Source organism: Kamptonema formosum PCC 6407 (genome assembly GCF_000332155.1).
GTDB classification, from domain to species: Bacteria; Cyanobacteriota; Cyanobacteriia; order Cyanobacteriales; family Microcoleaceae; genus Kamptonema; species Kamptonema formosum.
On the sequence record NZ_KB235904.1, the window covers coordinates 1,351,945 to 1,372,054 of the forward strand.

At 41.8% G+C, this 20,110-nt stretch carries 16 protein-coding genes; 6 read left to right on the forward strand and 10 right to left on the reverse strand.

Features of this window, described 5'->3' with window-relative positions:
- Positions 1-28 precede the first annotated feature (28 nt).
- Both OSCIL6407_RS32875 and OSCIL6407_RS0122965 read left to right on the forward strand, forming a co-directional pair.
- Positions 29-1,357: a DUF5331 domain-containing protein gene (locus OSCIL6407_RS32875; protein WP_019487720.1), complete on the forward strand. Its 1,329-nt coding sequence runs from the start codon at positions 29-31 to the stop codon at positions 1,355-1,357.
- A 448-nt stretch (positions 1,358-1,805) separates the two neighbouring features.
- Entirely contained in the window at positions 1,806-3,209 is a 1,404-nt protein-coding gene (locus OSCIL6407_RS0122965; RefSeq protein WP_007354289.1) for a ferredoxin:protochlorophyllide reductase (ATP-dependent) subunit N, read from the forward strand.
- Positions 3,210-3,320: 111 nt separating this feature from the next.
- On the opposite strand, the gene OSCIL6407_RS0122970 is transcribed toward OSCIL6407_RS0122965, so the two are convergent.
- The 7 genes from OSCIL6407_RS0122970 to OSCIL6407_RS0123000 form a co-directional block, all read right to left on the reverse strand.
- Complete coding sequence (locus OSCIL6407_RS0122970; protein ID WP_007354290.1) at positions 3,321-3,932, reverse strand: HEPN domain-containing protein; 612 nt, start codon at positions 3,930-3,932, stop codon at positions 3,321-3,323.
- Positions 3,916-4,965 carry a ParA family protein gene (locus tag OSCIL6407_RS0122975; RefSeq protein ID WP_007354291.1) on the reverse strand — a complete coding sequence of 350 codons (1,050 nt, stop codon included), beginning with the start codon at positions 4,963-4,965 and terminating at the stop codon, positions 3,916-3,918. The genes OSCIL6407_RS0122970 and OSCIL6407_RS0122975 overlap by 17 nt, the downstream gene beginning before the upstream one ends.
- 145 nt (positions 4,966-5,110) lie before the next feature.
- Entirely contained in the window at positions 5,111-6,265 is a 1,155-nt protein-coding gene (locus tag OSCIL6407_RS0122980; protein ID WP_007354292.1) for a class I SAM-dependent methyltransferase, read from the reverse strand.
- Between the two features lie 17 nt (positions 6,266-6,282).
- Positions 6,283-6,936 (reverse strand): cob(I)yrinic acid a,c-diamide adenosyltransferase, encoded by a 654-nt coding sequence (cobO, locus tag OSCIL6407_RS0122985; RefSeq protein WP_026103832.1) that lies wholly within the window; start codon positions 6,934-6,936, stop codon positions 6,283-6,285.
- 38 nt (positions 6,937-6,974) lie between these two features.
- A complete protein-coding gene (locus tag OSCIL6407_RS0122990) occupies positions 6,975-7,553 on the reverse strand; it encodes a Uma2 family endonuclease (RefSeq protein ID WP_007354294.1) in 579 nt (192 codons plus the stop codon).
- A gap of 31 nt (positions 7,554-7,584) precedes the next feature.
- Positions 7,585-8,160: a Uma2 family endonuclease gene (locus tag OSCIL6407_RS0122995; RefSeq protein ID WP_007354295.1), complete on the reverse strand. Its 576-nt coding sequence runs from the start codon at positions 8,158-8,160 to the stop codon at positions 7,585-7,587.
- Positions 8,161-8,302: 142 nt separating this feature from the next.
- Positions 8,303-8,920 carry a hypothetical protein gene (locus OSCIL6407_RS0123000; RefSeq protein ID WP_007354296.1) on the reverse strand — a complete coding sequence of 206 codons (618 nt, stop codon included), beginning with the start codon at positions 8,918-8,920 and terminating at the stop codon, positions 8,303-8,305.
- Between the two features lie 109 nt (positions 8,921-9,029).
- Here OSCIL6407_RS0123000 and OSCIL6407_RS0123005 point away from each other — a divergent pair, with 109 nt between their 5' ends.
- The 4 genes from OSCIL6407_RS0123005 to OSCIL6407_RS0123020 all read left to right on the forward strand — a co-directional run bounded on the left by OSCIL6407_RS0123005 (position 9,030) and on the right by OSCIL6407_RS0123020 (position 12,983).
- Positions 9,030-10,331, forward strand: a complete 1,302-nt coding sequence (locus OSCIL6407_RS0123005; protein ID WP_007354297.1) for a molybdopterin molybdotransferase MoeA — start codon at positions 9,030-9,032, stop codon at positions 10,329-10,331.
- A gap of 75 nt (positions 10,332-10,406) precedes the next feature.
- Positions 10,407-11,039: a response regulator gene (locus OSCIL6407_RS0123010; RefSeq protein WP_007354298.1), complete on the forward strand. Its 633-nt coding sequence runs from the start codon at positions 10,407-10,409 to the stop codon at positions 11,037-11,039.
- Positions 11,040-11,058: 19 nt separating this feature from the next.
- The gene (locus OSCIL6407_RS0123015; protein WP_007354299.1) at positions 11,059-11,709 is read left to right on the forward strand and encodes a DUF4241 domain-containing protein; all 651 of its coding nucleotides are present in this window, start codon (positions 11,059-11,061) and stop codon (positions 11,707-11,709) included.
- Between the two features lie 128 nt (positions 11,710-11,837).
- Positions 11,838-12,983, forward strand: coding sequence for a hypothetical protein (locus OSCIL6407_RS0123020; RefSeq protein ID WP_007354300.1), 1,146 nt, complete (start codon positions 11,838-11,840; stop codon positions 12,981-12,983).
- 17 nt (positions 12,984-13,000) lie between these two features.
- On the opposite strand, the gene OSCIL6407_RS0123025 is transcribed toward OSCIL6407_RS0123020, so the two are convergent.
- From OSCIL6407_RS0123025 to OSCIL6407_RS0123035, 3 genes are all read right to left on the reverse strand, one after another.
- A complete protein-coding gene (locus OSCIL6407_RS0123025) occupies positions 13,001-14,722 on the reverse strand; it encodes a sensor histidine kinase (RefSeq protein WP_007354301.1) in 1,722 nt (573 codons plus the stop codon).
- Between the two features lie 170 nt (positions 14,723-14,892).
- On the reverse strand, positions 14,893-17,739 hold the full coding sequence (locus tag OSCIL6407_RS0123030) for a sensor histidine kinase (protein ID WP_007354302.1): 2,847 nt from the start codon (positions 17,737-17,739) through the stop codon (positions 14,893-14,895).
- 198 nt (positions 17,740-17,937) lie between these two features.
- Entirely contained in the window at positions 17,938-19,560 is a 1,623-nt protein-coding gene (locus OSCIL6407_RS0123035) for a serine/threonine-protein kinase (protein ID WP_007354303.1), read from the reverse strand.
- Positions 19,561-20,110 lie beyond the last annotated feature (550 nt).

Genomic DNA, 20,110 nt, shown 5'->3' on the forward strand with positions numbered 1-20,110 from the left:
AGCATTTCAGGATGAGGAGATAGAGGTCATGGCTTTTTTTGAAGACTTATCAGGTACTTTAAAACAAAAGTGGTTGCAGTATTACCAAGCCAATCGTTCCTGGCTGGTACTCCAAATGCAGGTACAGTCGGTATCAACCCCCGACGGGGGCAGGCGGCCTCCCTCTTATCTCATCCTGGGAGTTCTCAACGCACTCGAACCGAATCTGGAACAGTTAATGTTGCCTTTTACTAGGCTTAACCCAGATCCAGAAACGTTGATTGAGGTTTTAGGGTTAAATTTTGACCCTGATGTTGCCTTGGGCATTTCTTCGTCAGAGGTAGTACCACCTGCGATCGCATCTGTGCCAACTGTAACCGCAAGACCTGCCCAAGCACCCCCAGTAGTGCCTCCAACTCCCAGCGCTGCACCCGCAGCCGTTCCAGCAGCAACAACGCCCGCTGCCGACAATTCTAATGTTATGGGCGGTATCGGCTTAGCAGCAGCCGGAGTTGCCGGAGTTGCCGGAGTCGCGGCAGTAACTTCTGCACTGATCTCGTCTGATGAGGAATCATTTGGGGATTTGGATCTGGAAGAAGAGTCAGATGACTTAGCTGGCATGGGCTTAGATGACATGGAAGAAGAGTCAGATGACTTAGCTGGCATGGGCTTAGGTGACATGGAAGAAGAGTCAGATGACTTAGCTGGCATGGGCTTAGGTGACATGGAGGAAGAGTCAGATGACTTAGCTGGCATGGGCTTAGGTGACATGGAAGAAGAGTCAGATGACTTAGCTGGCATGGGTCTAGGTGACATGGAAGAAGAGTCAGATGACTTAGCTGGCATGGGTCTAGGTGACATGGAAGAAGAGTCAGATGACTTAGCTGGCATGGGTCTAGGTGACATGGAGGAAGAGTCAGATGACTTGGGCGGCATGGGCTTAGGTGACATGGAGGAAGAGTCAGATGATGATGAGTTTGGGGTATCAGCCTCCGATGACTTGGATGGGTTCGGTGGACTAGAGGAAGATGCCGATGATGAGTTTGGGCTATCGGTTTCTGAGGAGTCTGAGGAGATAGTTGTCGCGAGTGCAGATCCTTTTGGGGAAGAAGACGATGATTTCGTGCCAGAATCCATACCCGATCCCTTTGGGGAAGCAACCTCAGATGACCTAGATATGGATCTGGGGGGTTTGGATGAGGAAGATGACGATTTTGGCGGCTTGTCCTTATCAGATGACTTGGATGAGATCGGGCTTGATGCTCTAGGCGAAGCAACATCTGGAGATGCTGATGAAGCCGATCTAGATGCCTTGGGACTAGATGACGATGCCGATGAGGATGAAGAAATTTCTGGGTTCTTATCGGACTTTAAGTAAGGGTTGTATTCAACTTAAGAGTTGTTGCCTAGATCGTTGATGGTTCGGGGTGGAGTACCCATCGCTCTCGTCGTTGTTAAGTTTGGAATTGCGAATTAACTCAATATTCAAAACTTGCTTACGGACGGAGAAACACCACCCCTACAAATCATCTCAGGCGCTTAACTCGAATTGTGAAGGAAGCAATCTGATATAGCAACCGCCAAGGCAGTTAGGACACTCGATCGTGGCTGAAACCATTGACTCTCTTTCCCTTCTTTCCCTAGCCTCTAGCCCCTAGCCCCTAACCGCCCTGGCGGTTGCTATAACTCAAAATTACTGATTTTGACTGTGCAGTTTGGGGAAATGAATCCCCACCCTGAAGGCGGTATGTACTTCAGGGAGGGTTTGTTTGCTCAAATTAGGAATTACGCACTAATAAACAATTAAACGGAGAAAATTTTAGGTCATGGAGACTCTTACTCAACCTGAAGCGCTACATTTTGAGTGTGAAACTGGAAATTATCACACCTTTTGCCCGATTAGCTGTGTGGCGTGGCTTTATCAAAAGATTGAGGATAGCTTTTTCTTGGTAATTGGTACTAAGACTTGTGGCTATTTTCTGCAAAATGCGATGGGAGTGATGATTTTTGCTGAGCCCCGCTATGCGATGGCGGAGTTGGAAGAGGGCGATATTTCGGCTCAGTTGAATGATTATGAAGAGTTGAAGCGTTTGTGTTTGCAGATTAAGCGCGATCGCAATCCTAGTGTAATTGTTTGGATTGGCACTTGCACGACGGAAATTATTAAGATGGATTTGGAAGGGTTAGCACCGAAGTTAGAAGCTGAGATTGGGATTCCAATTGTAACGGCTCGTGCTAATGGTTTGGATTATGCTTTTACCCAAGGGGAAGATACGGTTTTAGCGGCTATGGCTGCTAAGTGTCCTGAGAAAGCGCCTGTTATGGAATCTCAAAAACAGGAACGGAATGCTATTTCTCAATTACTGAATTTTGGGAAGAAGAAAGAGGAAGTTGCAGCCGATGAATCGGAATATGTGAAGCATACTCCTTTGGTGCTTTTTGGTTCTTTGCCTGACCCGGTTGTAACTCAGTTAACTTTAGAATTGAAGAAGCAAGGAATTAAGGTTTCTGGTTGGTTGCCTTCTAAGCGTTACACTGAATTGCCAGTGTTGGAAGAAGGGTATTATGTGTCTGGGATGAACCCTTTCTTGTCGCGGACTGCTACTACTTTGATGCGCCGTCGGAAGTGTAAGTTAATTGGTGCTCCGTTCCCGATTGGCCCTGATGGTACTCGCGCTTGGATTGAAAAGATTTGCTCGGTTTTAAATATTGAACCGAAGGGTTTAGACGAGCGGGAAGCACAAATTTGGGCAAGTTTGGAGGATTATTTACAGATAGTTCGCGGTAAGTCTGTCTTCTTTATGGGAGATAATTTGCTGGAGATTTCTTTGGCTCGGTTTTTGATTCGCTGCGGTATGACTTGCCCGGAAATTGGTATTCCTTATATGGATAAGCGGTATCAAGCGGCGGAGTTGGAGTTATTGGAGAAGACTTGCCATGAGATGGGGGTTCCTACTCCGAGAATTGTGGAGAAACCGGATAATTACAATCAGATTCAGCGGATTTATGAGCAGAATATTGATTTGGTGATTACGGGTATGGCTCATGCTAATCCTTTGGAGGCGCGGGGGATTAATACTAAGTGGTCAGTTGAGTTTACTTTTGCTCAGATTCACGGGTTTGGGAATGCGCGGGATATTTTGGAGTTGGTGACTCGTCCTTTGCGTCGGAATAATTCGCTTAAGGATTTGGGTTGGGGTAATTTGGTGAAGGAGGGGGCTAAGGTTTAGTAGTTTTGAGGTGGTAGCGATAGGTTTAATGCTGATAGTTTGAAACCTATCGCTAATTTATTTAAAACTAACAGAACTTAGAGAAATTTGGAGCTAAAATGTTGTTGTGGGTTATAAAATATTGTGTATGCTTTCAACAACTTGCTCTAGGAAGTCAATCGCCTCATTGACTAATAGTTCGTCAATAGGCCAGCGATTACCTATTGATAATGTAGGATCTATATCTGCTTCGTGAGCAATCTTATTCCTACGATCGATAATGAGATTTAATTGTTGTTTAATCTGAGGATCTTTAGCTGGTCTACCCATGCTCATAGAGACTTCTTCCCATAACTTTTTATCACAAATCAGCCGGATAGCATCAGCTATAGCTTCTGGTTGCTGGAAACTTTTATAGCTGTGGCGTTGACGAATTTCATCTTCTAACCAGGCATCAATATTTTGTCCTGCATTTATACCTGCGCGAGCACTACCTAATGAAAGCTGAAATCGGGAAAATGCTGGAGGTTCAGGACGTTGGCCGCGATGAATTTCTAACATTCCTATCCTGACAACTTCGTGAATATAGTAGTCTAAAGCGCTAACTGCTAGAACAAGTGCGGCTCTTAAAATATCTGAAATATCCAGAACACTGGTAGCTTGAGCTTTGAGAGAGTTATGTAAAGCAATTAGATCGCGAACGCGGGTAATACTGATGCGAAATTGATCAATTGCTGACTGCATGGCACGTTAACTCAATTACTCTGTCTGCCAGTGTGGAAAAAACTTTTTTGAACTCTTCTTGTGCTCTTAGAGTCTTTTTAAGAATTATACCAGACTGCCCTATTTGATCTCGCGTGAGAGCAAAAATTGGTGTTTGCTTCTCTTGAGACTTAGCAATCAGGCTGTTAAAATCAGAAATTTTTGCAAGGCAGAAATCACTACTGATTTCTTGAGTTCTGTATATCTTTTTAGCTAGGAGCATATTATTTTGTCGCAAAGATGGCCCTAATCTAGTAGAAACAGCTACTTTAATTTCATCAATCCACTTTGGAAAAACCGCAGCAGGCTCTCCATTTATGATTGTATAGTTTTGAAGAATAGTCCCAAGTAAGCGCGGTGTAACTTTGGGAAATGGATAGTCAGCTTCTTTTAAAATCCTGATTTCTGAAGCTTTTTGAGCCCAGGCATACCATTTTGGCAAAATTGTTGCCAAAGAATCAATTGCCATTACTGAAAAAAAGTCAGGACTGGTAGGAAGGATAAAAAAATCACTGGTCATCAGTAGGTTTTGATTGATTGAGCTTAAACTTGGACTCATATCAATCAATAGATAATCGGCCTCAAATTTGTCTGCTGTTTTCTGCAAAAGATATGAAATTGAACCAGGTAAGTTTTTCAATGCTTTAATTGAACCAGTTAGCTCCTGTGCCATGCCTAATGTTACCTCATATTCAGCAAATCCCACATGACCAGGCAATAAAAACAAACCATCACACTTTTCTACTGGTAAACAATCTACAGCCTCAATTAGCTTAGGTCTTGATTCAAATGCAGGTGCTAAACCTGATTTAATATTCTGTTCTTTTTTATAGACTTCCTCTAGGTCTTCCTTAGTTGAAAATCCTAAAACCATTCCTGTGAGGTTACATTGTGGATCTGCATCTACTAAGATTACTTTTTTTCCTTTGGTGGCTAACATCCATCCCAAGTTGAATGTAGTTGTGGTTTTACTAACACCACCCTTGTGATTAAATAGAGCAATTTTCTGAACCATTTTCTTCTCCTGCTTTGACAGGGGCTAGTAGCTTTAGCTTGTAGCTAACTAATCTTTAAGTATAGCACATTGTTAGAAAATATCAGGAATTAGGCAGGCTACTAATTAAATGAGTAGAATATAGTAGTTAAATTCCTCTACATTTTTAATCAGCTATCTTTTTAACAAAAATTTGATGAGATTGATGAACAAGCTGAATTTTATTACAAAAACTTGCCATAAAAGCATCAATCCCAATCTTAGTATTTTGATGAGGAAATTCTCGAAAAACATGATCGTAATCATCAAAAATCATCAAACCTCCTATCTTGAGAAGTCCCCAACTTAAAAGGGTATCTTCTAGTACATCGCAAGCTAAATGAGAGCCGTCAATATAGATAATATCAAAGCTATCAAAGGGAATTTCCCGCAATGCTGCTCTCGATTTGTTGACAATTTTTGTGACTTTTGCTATGCTTTCAGTCAGGACAATGTTAAAGTCAAATCTTGCTTCTATAGACTCTTTAGTATCGCTTGCTTCTAGTTCAGTTCCTCCACCGCCTTCAAATGTATCGATACAGGTAATTTGCGACGAGGGATGAGTGAGAATATTGTTTAATAGCCAACAAGTAGACCTCCCTTCCCAACTTCCTATTTCTAGTATGTTTAAATCGGGTTGATTGCGAAAACACATTAAATACTCTTGCCAGATTGCGAGATTTCTGCTAAACCAATCTTGACTAAATTTATATCCTTTTTGCTTAGTTTCAAGTTGATAATTTACCCTAATGAGCATCTGCTCTACTTGCGCTAAGTTAGGTTGAATTTGTAGTGCTTTTTGAAAAAAATGTTGTGCTTTTTCGGGTTGCTTTTGTACAAAAGATGCCATTCCTGCATTAAAGTAAATGCCAAGCAAGTCAGCGGGAGCAAGTTCTTGTCCTATTTGTAATGCTTTTTCGTATTGCAGGGTTGCTTGCTGAATTTGACCCTGTTGATAGAAGGCATTCCCTTGAATATTGTAGGCTATTGCTATTTTATTTCTAAGTTCTCTAAATCCCTGAACTTGATTGATTCCTTCGCAGGTTAAGCAAGTCTGAACAAAGTCATCAAAGGGATTAATTAGGGCTATTTTCCATAAGGTTTGCAGCAAGAGATTGGCATTAACATTAATGTTGTTTTGAGATAAGATTAGTTGATTTGCTTGCAGTAGCGCCAGTTTTCCAGAGATAGGTATTGCTGTTGATTGTGCAGACTCAATAGAAGATAGTGCCAAGGATAATAGATCGTTAAAGGTAGTCGGCTCTAGTCCATTAGTTGTCATTTGTGGAAGTTATGTATTTAATACTCGATACCTGGTTGAGCTTTAACACCTTGCTCTTTAAAAGGATGTTTAACTAAAGTCATTTCTGTTACTAAATCTGCCCGTTCTATGAGTCCTGCTGGTGCGCCTCTACCTGTTAAAATAATGTGAGATAGTTCTGGTTTTTCTTCCAGTCCTGCTAGCACTTGCTCGACTTGCAAATAACCTAATTTTAGTGCTATATTGATTTCATCAAGCAAGACTAATCTAAAGTCAGAATTACGGATAAATGTTAAGGATTTTCCCCATGCTTGTTGAGCTTTTTCAATGTCGCGATCGCGGTCTTGGGTTTCCCAGGTGAAGCCTTCTCCCATTGCATGAAATTCTAGCTGGTTTTCCCACTTCTCAAAAACGGCTTTTTCTGCGGGTTCCCAGGCTCCTTTGATAAATTGTACTATGGCGACGCGGTAGCCGTGACCAAGCGATCGCAGCACCATTCCCAAGGCGGCCGTCGTCTTCCCTTTACCGTTACCAGTGTTGACGATAATTAAACCTTTTTCCCCTGATTTTTCAGCAATGCGTTGGTCTTGTACTTCTTTGCGACGCTGCATTTTCTGCTTGTGTTGTTCGGGGGTAAGGGAATTTGCGCGATCGCTTGTTTGATTTAATTCAATCTCAGTATTTGTTTGCATCAGATTCATTAAGTAATATTTATACAATTTTATCAAAATTAGTCCCAGATTGTTTGCAAGTTGAGAACAAATCCGGGTAAAACATCTTCTCCTGATAATTCTATTGGAGATTGCAGCACTTCCACCTCTTGTCCTTGACGATAGATTTCGACTCGGCGGGTTTTGCGATTAATTAACCAGCTGAGTCTGACACCATTATCGATATATTCTTGCAGTTTAGATTGTGTTTCTTTGAGCGTATCAGTTGGTGACATTAACTCTAAAACAAAATCTGGGGCAATTGGTGGAAATTTTTCTTTTTGTTCCGGTGTAAGTGTATCCCATCTTTCTTGTTTAATCCAAGAGACATCGGGGGAACGATCTGCACCGTTAGGTAGTTTAAAGCAAGTGGAAGAGTCAAAACAAACTCCTAGTTTAGTTTGTCGATTCCAAATTCCAAAATCAACTGATATTTCAAAATTACGATTTCCAGTTTCTCCTCCCGTCGGTGGCATGACAATTATTTCTCCTTTGGCATTACGTTCAAATTTGACATTGGGGTTGTCTTGGCACAGTTGATAAAATTGTTCGTCGGTTATTTTGATGACAGAATTGAAATCTATGGTGACAGCGTTCATAGTAATAGGGATTTTAGTATTAATAAAATTGTTACCAAATTGTTTGCAAGTTGAGAACAAATCCGGGTAAAACATCCTCTCCTGATAATTCTGTTGGCGATGCTAACACTTCTACCTCTTGTCCTTGGCGATGGATTTCAACTCTCCGGGTTTTGCGGTTAATTAACCAGCCGAGTCTGACACCATTCTCCATATATTCTTGCATTTTGGATTGTGTCTCTTTGAGAGTATCAGTCGGCGACATTAATTCTAAGACAAAATCTGGAGAAATTGGCGGGAATTTTTCTTTTTGTTGGGGAGTGAGTGCATCCCATCTTTCTTGTTTTATCCAAGAAACATCGGGGGAACGATCTGCACCATTTGGGAATTTGAAACAAGTCGAAGAGTCAAATACTTTGCCTAGCTTAGTTTGACGATTCCAAATAACAAAATTTGCATTAATTTCTGAGTTGCAATTTCCGGTTTCTCCTCCTGTAGGTGGCACAATAATTATTTCTCCTTTGGCATTACGTTCAAATTTGACATCGGGGTTATCTCGGCACAATTGATAAAATTGGTCGTCAGTTATTTGGACAACAGAGTTAAAGTTTATGGTGACAGCGGTCATAATTGTTTCTATTTTTATACTATTTTATGCTAAACATAGATGTTGACAATTTTGTGCTAAGTAAGCAGCAAATATTTTAATCTAGTTTGCGGTAGATATCATTATCATATCAGAGATTAACTAATTTGTCAAAGGTTAAAAATTATGTTTTAATAATTTGATTGATAGATTTTTCTACTGAATATTTACAGACACACCAATAATAGAATACGATATTAATCTCGCTAAATAACTTGGGAACTCCCTCTAATAAGCTGGAAATCATCTTGTTTTTTAAGTGCTGGGAGTCTACTGCGATCGCAAAAAACAATAACCCCACGCCCACTAGCAATACCCCGTAAGGAGTAGATTTTAGTTGCCGCCGAAAAAACCATCCGTAGGAAAATAAAGCAAGAGCATAGAAAAAACTAACTCCTAGCTTAGAGATTCCCATTCCTACAAGGTATATATGAATTCTGTAAATTTCATTTAACATGAATCCTCCTGTCAAAAGAGCCGATGCTAGAATAAATTCCTTGTCTGAATTGCGAGGATTAAAAGTTTTAAGTAGTCCATAGCTAAAAGCACAAACAATGACAGGTACGCAGCACAATAACTGGAATATGCGAGTTAAAAAAGCGACATTTGGCTGAGGGTAAAACAAAGGATGAAAAAATAAATCCTTGACTTCTAATCCATATAATTTAGTAAGAATAATTGAAATCCCTACCAGTAGCAAAGATAACGTATTCAGCCAAAATAGAGAGATAAATGTGGACATAAGTGAAGGCTAAAACAATAAGATTATCCTAGAATAGCAAAAAATAAATTCCCACTATGGCTACTTTTTTGCTAAACTAACAAAAGTATTATCAGATAGGGGGACAGCGATGCTGTCAGTTAAAGAAGCAGAATCAATTATTTTAGATTTAGTACAACCCCTCGACAGTCAAAGGGATGTAGAAAAGATAGACTTATTGGCCGCGTCGGGGCGAATTTTAGCTGCACCTGTGACAAGTTCCCTCGACTTTCCTCACTGGGATAATTCGGCAATGGATGGTTACGCCGTGAGGTTTGCGGATGTGGAAAATTGTAGCTCAACTCAACCTATAATACTGGAAATTATCGAAGAAATTCCCGCAGGATATCAGCCTCAGTTTACTGTTGAATCGGGACAGGCTGCCCGGATTTTTACTGGCGCTGTTATGCCTGCTGGTGCTGATACAGTGGTGATGCAGGAGGAAACGCGCAGGGATGGCGATCGCATTTCGATCTTAGTTTCTCCTTCCAAACCCACAGCATTTGTGCGTCACAAAGGCGCTTTTTATCAAGCAGGTACGCCTTTGTTGATGCCGAGTACAGTCCTCAACCCTCCAGAAATCGCCGTGTTAGCGGCCGCGCAATGTATCCAAGTACCAGTTTACCGCCGTCCCCGCGTTGCAATTCTCTCCACTGGCGACGAATTAGTGTCTCCTGAGCAACCTTTGCAACCGGGTCAATTGGTAGACTCGAATCAGTATGCTTTGGCCGCCTTGAGCTCGCAAGCGGGTGCAGAAATTATCCGGTTAGGGATTATTCCCGACGATCGCGAAAAGTTAAAAGATGCGATCGCATCTGCCATTTCCACCGCCGATATCGTACTTTCCACTGGCGGCGTTTCGGTGGGGGATTACGATTATGTTGAAGAAATCATCGCATCTTTAGGAGGAGAAATTCACATCCGCGCGGTAGGAATGAAACCAGGTAAACCCCTAACTGTAGCAAGTTTTAAACGAGAGGAACAGAGAAATTCCCCGATTTCACCAATTACCAATTACCAATTACCAATTACCAATTCTCAATGTCTTTACTTTGGTTTACCTGGCAATCCCGTTTCTAGTTTAGTAACGTTTTGGCGTTTCGTCCAGCCAGCAATGCGGAAACTTTCTGGACTTAAACAGGAAGCTTGGGGGCCAGAGTTTGTGCAGGCGCGATCGCGCGTAGATTTGCGATCGGATGGGAAGCGAGAAAGTTACCTCTGGGGTCAATTACATTTATGTGCTGGCAATTACGAATTTGAACCCGCTAGCGGCAGTCAAAGTTCAGGTAATTTAATTAACCTAGCTAATACTACAGGTTTAGCAGTTATCCCTGTGGATCAAACTTGGATTCAAGCCGGAGACTTAGTTCAAGTGTTAACTATTAGCAATTAGCAATTAGCAATTAGCCATTAGCCATTAGCCATTAGCCATTAGCCATTAGCCATTAGCCATTAGCAATTACCAATTATGCGAATTTTAATTGTTGAAGATGACCCAATGATGCAATTGGGATTAGAGCAAGTTTTAGGGGATTGTCCCGATTTAGAAATAGTAGGACAAGCAGAAGACGGTTACTTAGCAGTCGAAGCAGCATTAAGGCTTAAACCCGATCTGATCGTGATGGATATCGGTTTGCCACGACTGGATGGAATTGCAGCAACGCAACAAATTAAAGAAAAATTACCTGATGTACGAGTGGTAATGCTAACTTCTCATACGGCGGAAACAGAAATTATTGCTGCTCTTTCTAGCGGTGCAGATGCTTACTGTATTAAAGGTGCTTCAGTAGAGCGTTTGTTAGCTGCAATTGCCGCTGCTGCTGAAGGTGCTACCTATCTCGATCCTCAAATTGCTAGGACTGTGATTGAAAATCTCAAGCCTCCTACCCCTGTATCTACAGCAAGTATAGGTCAACTGTCACAGCGGGAATCAGAAGTATTGAAACTGATGGTAGAAGGTTATAGCAATCCTGAAATTGCTGCTGCACTTTATCTCAGTCCTAATACTATTAAAACTCACGTTCGTGGTATTATGAATAAGTTAGCAGTGGATGATAGAGTGCAGGCAGCAGTAGTAGCATTGAGAGCAGGGCTTGTTTAAGATTATAAGGATGTGAAGAATGAGTAAGCTAGATTTGATGAAAGCTTTTCAGCCTGGACACAAATTAATTACTCAGTTTTGCGAGCTGACTTTAACATCCTATGAAATTGGAAAATTAACTTTAAATTCAGGAAAGTTAGTAGCTTGCGACCCTCTAGTTTTTCCAGGTACAGAACCTTTTGCTCCTCAATTTAAATCTGGTCATTATCCAGTGATTTTAAGTGTTGGATATAATCCAAAGGATGATAATAAAACAGTTGCTTATGCAATGCTTCGCTTCAACGAGCAAGCTCCTATCAAGTGGCAATTGGCTACTAAACTGGGTGAAGACTTAAGTGTGCTTTCAGGAAATGAAGTATTCGGTTATGGCGTTGACTCTGGAACAGGTTGTTTTATGGATGCAGATGCTGGTCAAATTATTGTTGATAATACTTGGAAAGCAGAAACTTATGAAGAAAGTTTGAGTTGCAAGCTTGGAGAAGCACTAGAAGAAAACTATAACCTTGGATTTAATTGGGCTAATCTATGTGTAGATGACTCTACACACGCAAATGTGATTGCATTTGATTCGGGTGAGGGTGATGGTTTCTACGCTTCTTATTTTGGACTTGATGCTGAGGGTTGTATTGTTGCCGTTGTAACAGAGTTTATGTCAGGAGATTTATTATGATGTAGCAGTTTTTGGTTGCATCTATTAAAAGTAAGGCAATAGAAATTGACTGTAATACAAAAAGTTGCGTTAAATTGAAAGGAAGCCAATATCTATAACTTACACGCCAAGTTTAGAGGAAAATAACAATGTTTAAAAACTTAGAAAACATTGATTGGGATAGGCTAGAAAGCGAATTAGGCGAGAAGCTAGTAACTCTTTTAAAAGACCTATCAGCGGATGATAAAAAGGTACGTAGCGAGGCTCAGATGGAATTGTGGTATGCAAGTTGGCACCAGGGAACATTGACCTGGCCTGCTTATTTTATAGTCCCATTTTTCCAAGAACGTCTCTCACGCGAATCAGAACCAGATTTATTAGAATCAATATTGATCGATCTGGCACACTTGGCAACCGCAGCAACATTTTTTGGCACTCAGCCAGTTTTCAAGTATGAGATATTAGAATTAGATAAGGAATATCCTTCTGAATATCAGGAACAGTTGCTAATTGAGTTAGGGTGGGTAAATGGGACTTTTGAGGCAGTTTATAAAGGAATCAATCTTTATCTTAATTTACTAGAACACAACTATCCCAAAGTTAGAATAGCCGCTGCTTATACGCTTTCTTGTTGCAAGTCAGAGGCAGAGCGGATATGCAATTTAATGATTCAGCATTTTACCTGCGAGTCTGATGAAATGGTAAAAGCGACAATTCCCTTGTGTCTGGCATTTCTCAGCAAAAGTACGCTTGTAGATGCCGCTTTTTGTGAGGAAATTTTGAACTCAAATGAAAGCGATATTGTCAAACTTTCTGCCGGGGTTAGCCTTGCTTATATAGCGGGCGAAAATATCTCAAACAATGCTTTCAATCGGCTCCTAAGTTTGATCAAAAATAAAGAGTTATTTACCCATTTGTGGGAACACTATGACAACCCAATGGCAACCGCACATTACTGGATGATTATTAATTTTTTTAGCCGGCTTGACGATAGTAAATTAGCGCAGATTTTAGTAGTTTTGGCGGAACCTGAACAACAAATATATGACTGCGGGGATTTATTACAGGAACTTGCTTTTAACTGGCAAAAGATCCCAGAAGGTACAACTATCGATCAGTTAACAGAACCTCAGCAAGTGATTCTGCGTTTAATTGCCGACAGGATAACCACCAACCAAGAAAGGCTAAACACATATAATCTCTTAAGTTTTATGGGAATAAAAGAGGTCGGATTAGGCCCACAGGAAAAACTAATTAATTTTCTCAATGGCGAACCATTAAAATATGATGCCTAAGTGCAATTTTATTTAACCTAACTATCAACAATCGGCAAAGTAAACCAAAAAGTAGCACCCGCACCCGGACTACTAATTACTCCAATTTCCCCTCCGTGAGCGGCAATAATTTGGCGACAAAGATATAGTCCCAAACCCAAACCAAGAGAATGCCGAACTTGAGAACCCCTAGCATAAAGGTCAAAAAGGCGATCGCATAGTTCAGCAGGTATTCCCACGCCGTCATCCTCCACAGTACAGCGAATCATTTTGATTGAACGCTCGGCAATTTTCCTCTGATTATCCACCTCTATTATTGCCGCAGTCATCGTCAAATTAAGTCCCGGCGCATTGTGTTTTAAAGCATTAGCAATCAAATTTGAAAATACTCGCCATAACTGCGTAGAGTCAGCATTAACTAATGGTAAATCGGCTGAAACTTGATTTTTTACAGCCGTTTGATGTTGCACTAGCATTGGTTCTAAATCTGCGATCGCAGATTCAATTAAACCTCTCAAATGTAGGGGTTCGCATTGCAAAACTAAACCCCGTACCTCGCTAGCCTGTACTTCCAAAAGCGAATTTATTAACTTTAATTGCTGTTCGCTCCCTTGAATCATCCGCAATAAAATAGATCGCGGTACTGCGATCCCATCCCCAGGCTTTTTCTCCCAATTTTTCAACACCATTAACATCCCTGCAACCGGGTTTCGCAAGTCGTGAGAGAGAGCATGGATAAACACCCGCAAAGCTTCCTCCGCCTGCTTTCGCTGCGTGATATCCTCAATTAAACCTTCATAATAAAGCACCTTGCCATTAGCATCTCGCACCGTTCGTGCGTTCTCAGAAATCCAGACAATGCTGCCATCTTTGCGGTAGATTTGAGACTCAAAATCCGATACTCTCCCGTGTTCTTCAATCTGTCTAATAAACTCAGCGCGGCGATTTGGTTCTACATATAATTGATGTTCTATATCAGTAAAAATATCTGTTACTTCTTCCGATAAATCGTAGCCATAAATTCTAGCTAAAGCCGGATTTGCTGTAATATATCTCCCATCAGGAGTACTCTGAAAAATTCCCTCCCCGGCATTTTCAAAAATACTGCGATACTTCGCTTCCGCTGCTTCTAACTTATCATAAGTTACTGCCAAAGACCGCCTAGTTTCAAACTCATCTCGCTGTAAGCGCTCGTACAAATATACCGACAAATCGCAGATAAAACAAAACCAAAATAAATATAAATAAAATCCTGCAAAATGGAAAGCTGTCATCTTCGCGATGGTGAGATTAAGCGCCCAATTTACTCCTATATAACAAGCAACTACGCCTAACTGTGAAACTACATGAAGGGGCCATCGCACGGGCATTAATGTCGCCTGAGTTAAAAATGCCAAACACCACATTAAAGTCTGAGGTTCTGCTTGACCAATTAGGGCCGCTCCTACCTGTACAATGATAGTTAGCGACCAAGAAAAACCTAAAAATAATAAACTAGGATAGCGCCTTCCTAGTTCAGTTTGGTGCAATGTTAAACAGGTAAGCAATCCTAATTCAACAGCAATACCAATATAGAGATTTGCAGCTTTAAATTCTTTGGGATCGAAGATAGATTCTCCCCAAAGATAAACCGTAATTGTTAAAGCAAAAAAGACTGCAATCCACAAGGCGGGACGCAGGCGGTTTCTCAGAAAACGGTCACGCCAAACCTCATAATTGACGGACAACTGAGCTGCTTTAACATTGCTCAGATTGGTCATAGGAAGAAGGAAGAAGGAAGAAGAAGAAGAAGAAGTAAGAAGGATTTAGCTATAAACAACCTAGAACTAATTACGTAACGCCGCCTTCTAGGCGGTAATATACCGCCTAGAAGATGGCGTTACGTAAGTTTTTAAAGCAATAGAAATAGCCTTGTCCATCTTCGTGATTGTTATATTTCATAATTCAAACAATAGTTAGCAATAGGTAGTGTAAACCAGAACTTTGAACCAACTCCGAGATTACTATCAACTCCCATTTCGCCACCGTGAGCTTTAATAATTTGGCGAGAGATATATAGTCCTAAACCTAGACCAGTCAATTGTCTATTATTAGGGTCTTGAACGTAAAGTTCAAACAGAGATGCACATTGCTGAGGACTTATCCCTATTCCATTATCTTCAATCGTACAACGAATTATGTTACTTTCGCTTGTGCTTTTCCCTAAATTATAAGTCGATGGATGGGGGATTGAGCATTGTCTTGTTTTGATGCTTGCATTAATCACATCTATCTTAAGGCTTAAATTTACTCCGGGTGGGTTGTGTTTGAGAGCATTCGTCAGCAGGTTTTCAAATACGCGCCGCAACTGTTTAGCATCGCCATTTACTAGGGGTAAATCTGCGGGTACGCTTTGAGTTAAAGTTGCGTTGTTTTTACCTAAAATATGTTCTAAATCCTTTACAACGTCTGAACTCAAATCGCTTAATTGTAGTGGGGTGCAGTTGAGGACAATTCCGTTTACTTCGCTGGCGTGAGCATCTAAAAGAGAATTAACCATACTTAACTGATGTTCGCTACCCTGTACCATTCGTTCCAAAATTGAACGAGGAACGGGTATTTTTTGCTGATTTTCCCCTGGCAAATTGCCCATGCAAGGCTTGTTAAGCAAATTTTTTAGCAAAATCAACATTCCCATCAGTGGGGTGCGGAGATTGTGAGAAACTGCGTGTATAAATAGGTCTTTAAGTCGGTTGCTTTCTTGAAGTTCTTGCATTTTTTGCTGGAGTTCTTGGGTGCGTTCTTCGACTTGGCGTTCTAGGTTAGCATTGAGAGTTGTTACTTGCTGTAACAACTGCGCTTGTTGAAGAGCGATCGCGACTTGTGTAGCTAGTTTTTCTAATAAATCAATTTCAAATTCTTGCCAATGGCGCGTTCCGGCACACTGATTGACTACCAACAGTCCAAATAGCTGTTCTCCTAACATAATTGGCAGGTTTAATGCCGCCCGTACTTGATAATTATGGTAGTATTCAACCATTGCGGCTGGTATTTCTATTTGAGTGGTATCGGCAATGGCACAGACGGCATTATGGGCGTAATATTTTCTCACTTCATTAATGTGATTATTATCGGTAAATTTCCAGGCTAAAATCGAAGGAAAATCGGGATTTACCGACTCGGAAACTATGATACTATACTGAGATTTTGTCGGGGATGCTTCGATACTATTTAAAGTAGCAATAAAGGCGCGGTCTGCTTTCAAAAATTGTCTGACTTCGGCGACAGTAGTATTAAGAATTTCGTCGAGGTCAAGCGATCGCCTAATTCGCAGTGCAATTTCGCCTAACAAGCGATCGCGCCAAGCAGACACCCGCAAAGCTTCTTCAGTGGCTTTACGCTCCGTGACATCCTGTACCGCCGCCACCATCCCATTGTGCTTAACGGCTGAGTGTTCCCGCAAAGTGCGATCGCTCCCATCTGGGAGGACAATTCTGTACTCAATACAATAATGTTTTTGCTCAAATACTGCTCTCTGATGCGATCGCGCCACTAACTCCCGATCTTCGGGATGTACTGCTTGTAAAAACGCTTCCTCGCTGGGTTCACAGCAACCAGGAACATAACCCAGCAAACGGTAAAGTTCCGCCGACCACCGCAACTCAATTATAGACTTTCTTTCCCCTCTTAATTTCGATGAATAAGGCATTTCAATTAAGGATTGAAAATTATCGCTAGCTGCATTTTCAACTGCATATTTTAAATCCCAGTTACCTAATTGAGCAATACGTTGAGCATTAGCTAAACTTGCTTCACTCTCTCGCAATAGAGAAGCCGTGCGATGTACATCTACTAATGCTTGCTGACGTTCCGCAACAGCAGCAGCTAAGATTAAAGCCGTACTCGCGATCGCACCCATAAAAACTTGTAAAAATAACACAGCCTGACTGAGATTTAAGCTCTTAGCAACAAAAGGGCCGCCTCCTTGAACAGCACCAAAAATAGCGAGAGTGGAAACAATCACGCTAGCCAAAATCGCCCCTTCCTGACCAAATCTCAAGGCCGCCCAAACTACTAAAGGAAAAGGCAAATATTCTAAAGGATAAAGTGCAATTTCTGCCTCAGTTTTCGAGCCAAATACTAACAAACTAACGCAGGTCAATAAACTCAGACAGATACTAAACTCAAAATAATTAAAAGTTTCAGATTTCCAATTTGAAATTGGATAAATCCCATTTTTAATCTTTAATTTGAAATTTTTAACTCCTAAACTCCAAATCAACAACAAGGGAGTCACAATTAAAATCCCCATGCCATCTCCGATCCAAGTTGTCCACCAATTCGTCCAAAAACTGCTCCAGTTAGCGATACCAAAAATACACCCACTCAAATTACCCAGAGTAGCCACTACGATCGTAGAGATGACAGCAGCAGCCAGTAATGCCATCACATCTCGCAGACGTTCCAGGCGGGGAGAAAAACCGATGCGATCGAGCAGCATTTTCCCAGCGATCGCTTGGAGAGTAACGCTAAAAGCACTGGTCGCGATCGTCGGCCAAGGTATACTTATTCCCCCCGTTGAATTCAATAAAAAAGAACCGATCGCTACCCCTGGCCACATTTGGAAGCCTTTCAATGAAAATGCTGCTAAGGCAATTCCCGCCGGCGGCCACACTGGGGAAGCCTCCGCTTTCGCCAGTCCCAACATCGACGCGGACAGTTTTCCCGTCAAAAAATAGGCTAAGGCAAGGATGCCTATGTGCAATATCAGCTCATAGCGGTTTTTAAGCAGTTTCATCTGAACTATTGATACCACATCTGCCAGAGGTAGTAGAACGATCGATTGAGTATTACTTTTAAATTACACTTTCCCAAAGCGATCGTACTTCCTTCCACTGCATTACCTGATTGGGTGAAGGAAGTAATTTTTGAGTTTTAAGTTTTAAGTTTTGAATAATACAAAAGTTACATACTTACTACAATTTTCGCTACTTTTCTAAAGCCCAAAACCTCTTTTACCATCAGGCTTTACCGTCATCCAATTCGTCTTAGCCATAGCTAATTGCTCATCAGAAACCGTTGCATCAATCAGATTAGCCCCGCACAAATTAGCCCCGCGCAAATTGGCTTTACTTAAGTAAGCACCAGCGAGATTAGCACCTCTGAGATCCGCTGATTGTAAATTTGCCGTACTGCAATAAGCTTGAGTTAAATTCGCATCCCGCAAATTCGCTTCCACTAATCGGGCGTGACCTAAATTTGCCTCCGACAAATCAGCCCCTTGCAAATTTGCTCTAGTCAATCGAGCCTCGTAAAAATTTGCCCCGGCCAAATTTACACCCTTCAAGTTCAAACCGCCCAAATCGCAATCGGCAAAGTCTCTCTTGCCTTTAAAATAGGCAGAGCGCAGCGTATTCGCATCCCACTTTGGCGGAAGTTTCGAGCCTTTTCCGCCCGAATTGTGGGTCGTCATCCCCGTCATTCCAGTTCTGGAAGTAGCGGGATTGCGCCCATTTTTAGACTGCATCCCCGTTCCCCCAGTTTGAGAGAAGGAGCTTTTATTACCCAAGCGAGTTTGTCTGGCCCGAATATCCTGAGCGATTTTTGCTGCCGGCGACAGCCATGCTGAACCGTCAGCGTTAAATACAGTCGGGTCTTCCGGTTGCTGATGGGGTCTTCTTTGGCTGACCATGCCATCGGAAAGGCTAGAGGTATCTTCTAGTTCGTGATTGAGGGCTCTGAGAACTTCGTTAGCCGACTGGTAGCGGTAGCCAACCATCGGTTGAAGCATTTTGTCGAGGATACCTTCCAAGTGCTTGCTGACGTAAACATGGGACTGCCAGATAATTTCGCCGCTTACTGGGTCGAAATCTAAATCTTTAGGGGATTTGCCTGTCAGCAGGAATAAGCACGTCATCCCCAAAGCATAGATATCGCTGGCGTAAACTGGTCGCATCGCCATCTGTTCGGGAGGGGCGAAGCTAAATGTACCGACGGAGAATTTTGTATTAGCCGTCTGATCCGTCATGTCCAGTAAAATTGTCTGACCCACTTGATCTTTTACGGCTCCGAAGTCAATCAGTACCAAGCGGTTATCTTGACTGCGGCGGAGGATATTCGCGGGTTTAATATCCCGGTGGATCACTCCTTGACTGTGAATGTAATTGATTACTGGTAGCAGTTCTTTAAGAAATTCTATAATCCCGGATTCATTGAAGGGGCCAGAGGTTTTGACCTCCTGTTTGAGGGTAGCGCCTTTGATGTATTCCTGAACCAAATAAAATTGCTGACCGGCTTCAAAGTAGTCTAGCAGTCGCGGTACTTGGGGGTGATCGCCCAATTTGCCAAGAGTTTTGGCTTCGCGCTTAAATAACTCCCGTGCCATTTCTAAAATTCGCGGCGATGTGGCGTTGGGGCGCAGTTGCTTGACCACACAAGTCGGCTGACCAGGTAATGATATATCCTTGGCTAGGAATGTGGCTCCAAAACCCCCTTGTCCTAGAGGTTGGATTACTTGATAGCGAGCTCGCAGCAGCAATCGCGAACCGCACGCCTGACATTGGATGGCTTCAGGCGGGTTCTGAGGTTGGGGGCAGGCCGGATTTATGCAGTAGCTCATGTTAATCAAGTGTGCCTAAGTTTTGCTAATCTAGCTAGGACAGCTCGACTACAGAGACCCCCTGTGGGTACAGCAGCTAGAAATATGATTTTCTGCCAGTTGTCGGGGGGTGTAGGCGGGGCTGCTAATTTTCGATGCACCTACGTCTTTTAGCTTGATATCCTTACTATATTTTAATTATCTCGCTATTCTGGTCGATTTTTCGAGAAAATATTTAAAGACTCTTTAAAGACTTGCGGAATTTAGTATCTATTATAGAATTTATTTCTAAACTTAAGGGCTTTTTGCTGCTTTGGATACTTTTATAGGAGAAGGCATAAGCTACAAGACACAAGGGAAATGGAATCTTCAGCAATGCTTTGAGCAATTAAGAATGTCAAAACTTATCTCGGTCATTTCTATCTGGTAGATCGTTACTCTGTTGAGAATGTTGCTTGCGGGCAAGGGGCAGTTAGCCTTTAGCTGTGAATTATCAAGATTTATTATACCATAGTTTTTTTGTTGACACTTTCAAGTAAATATGCTGTCAAAATTAGGAAACGATCGCGAT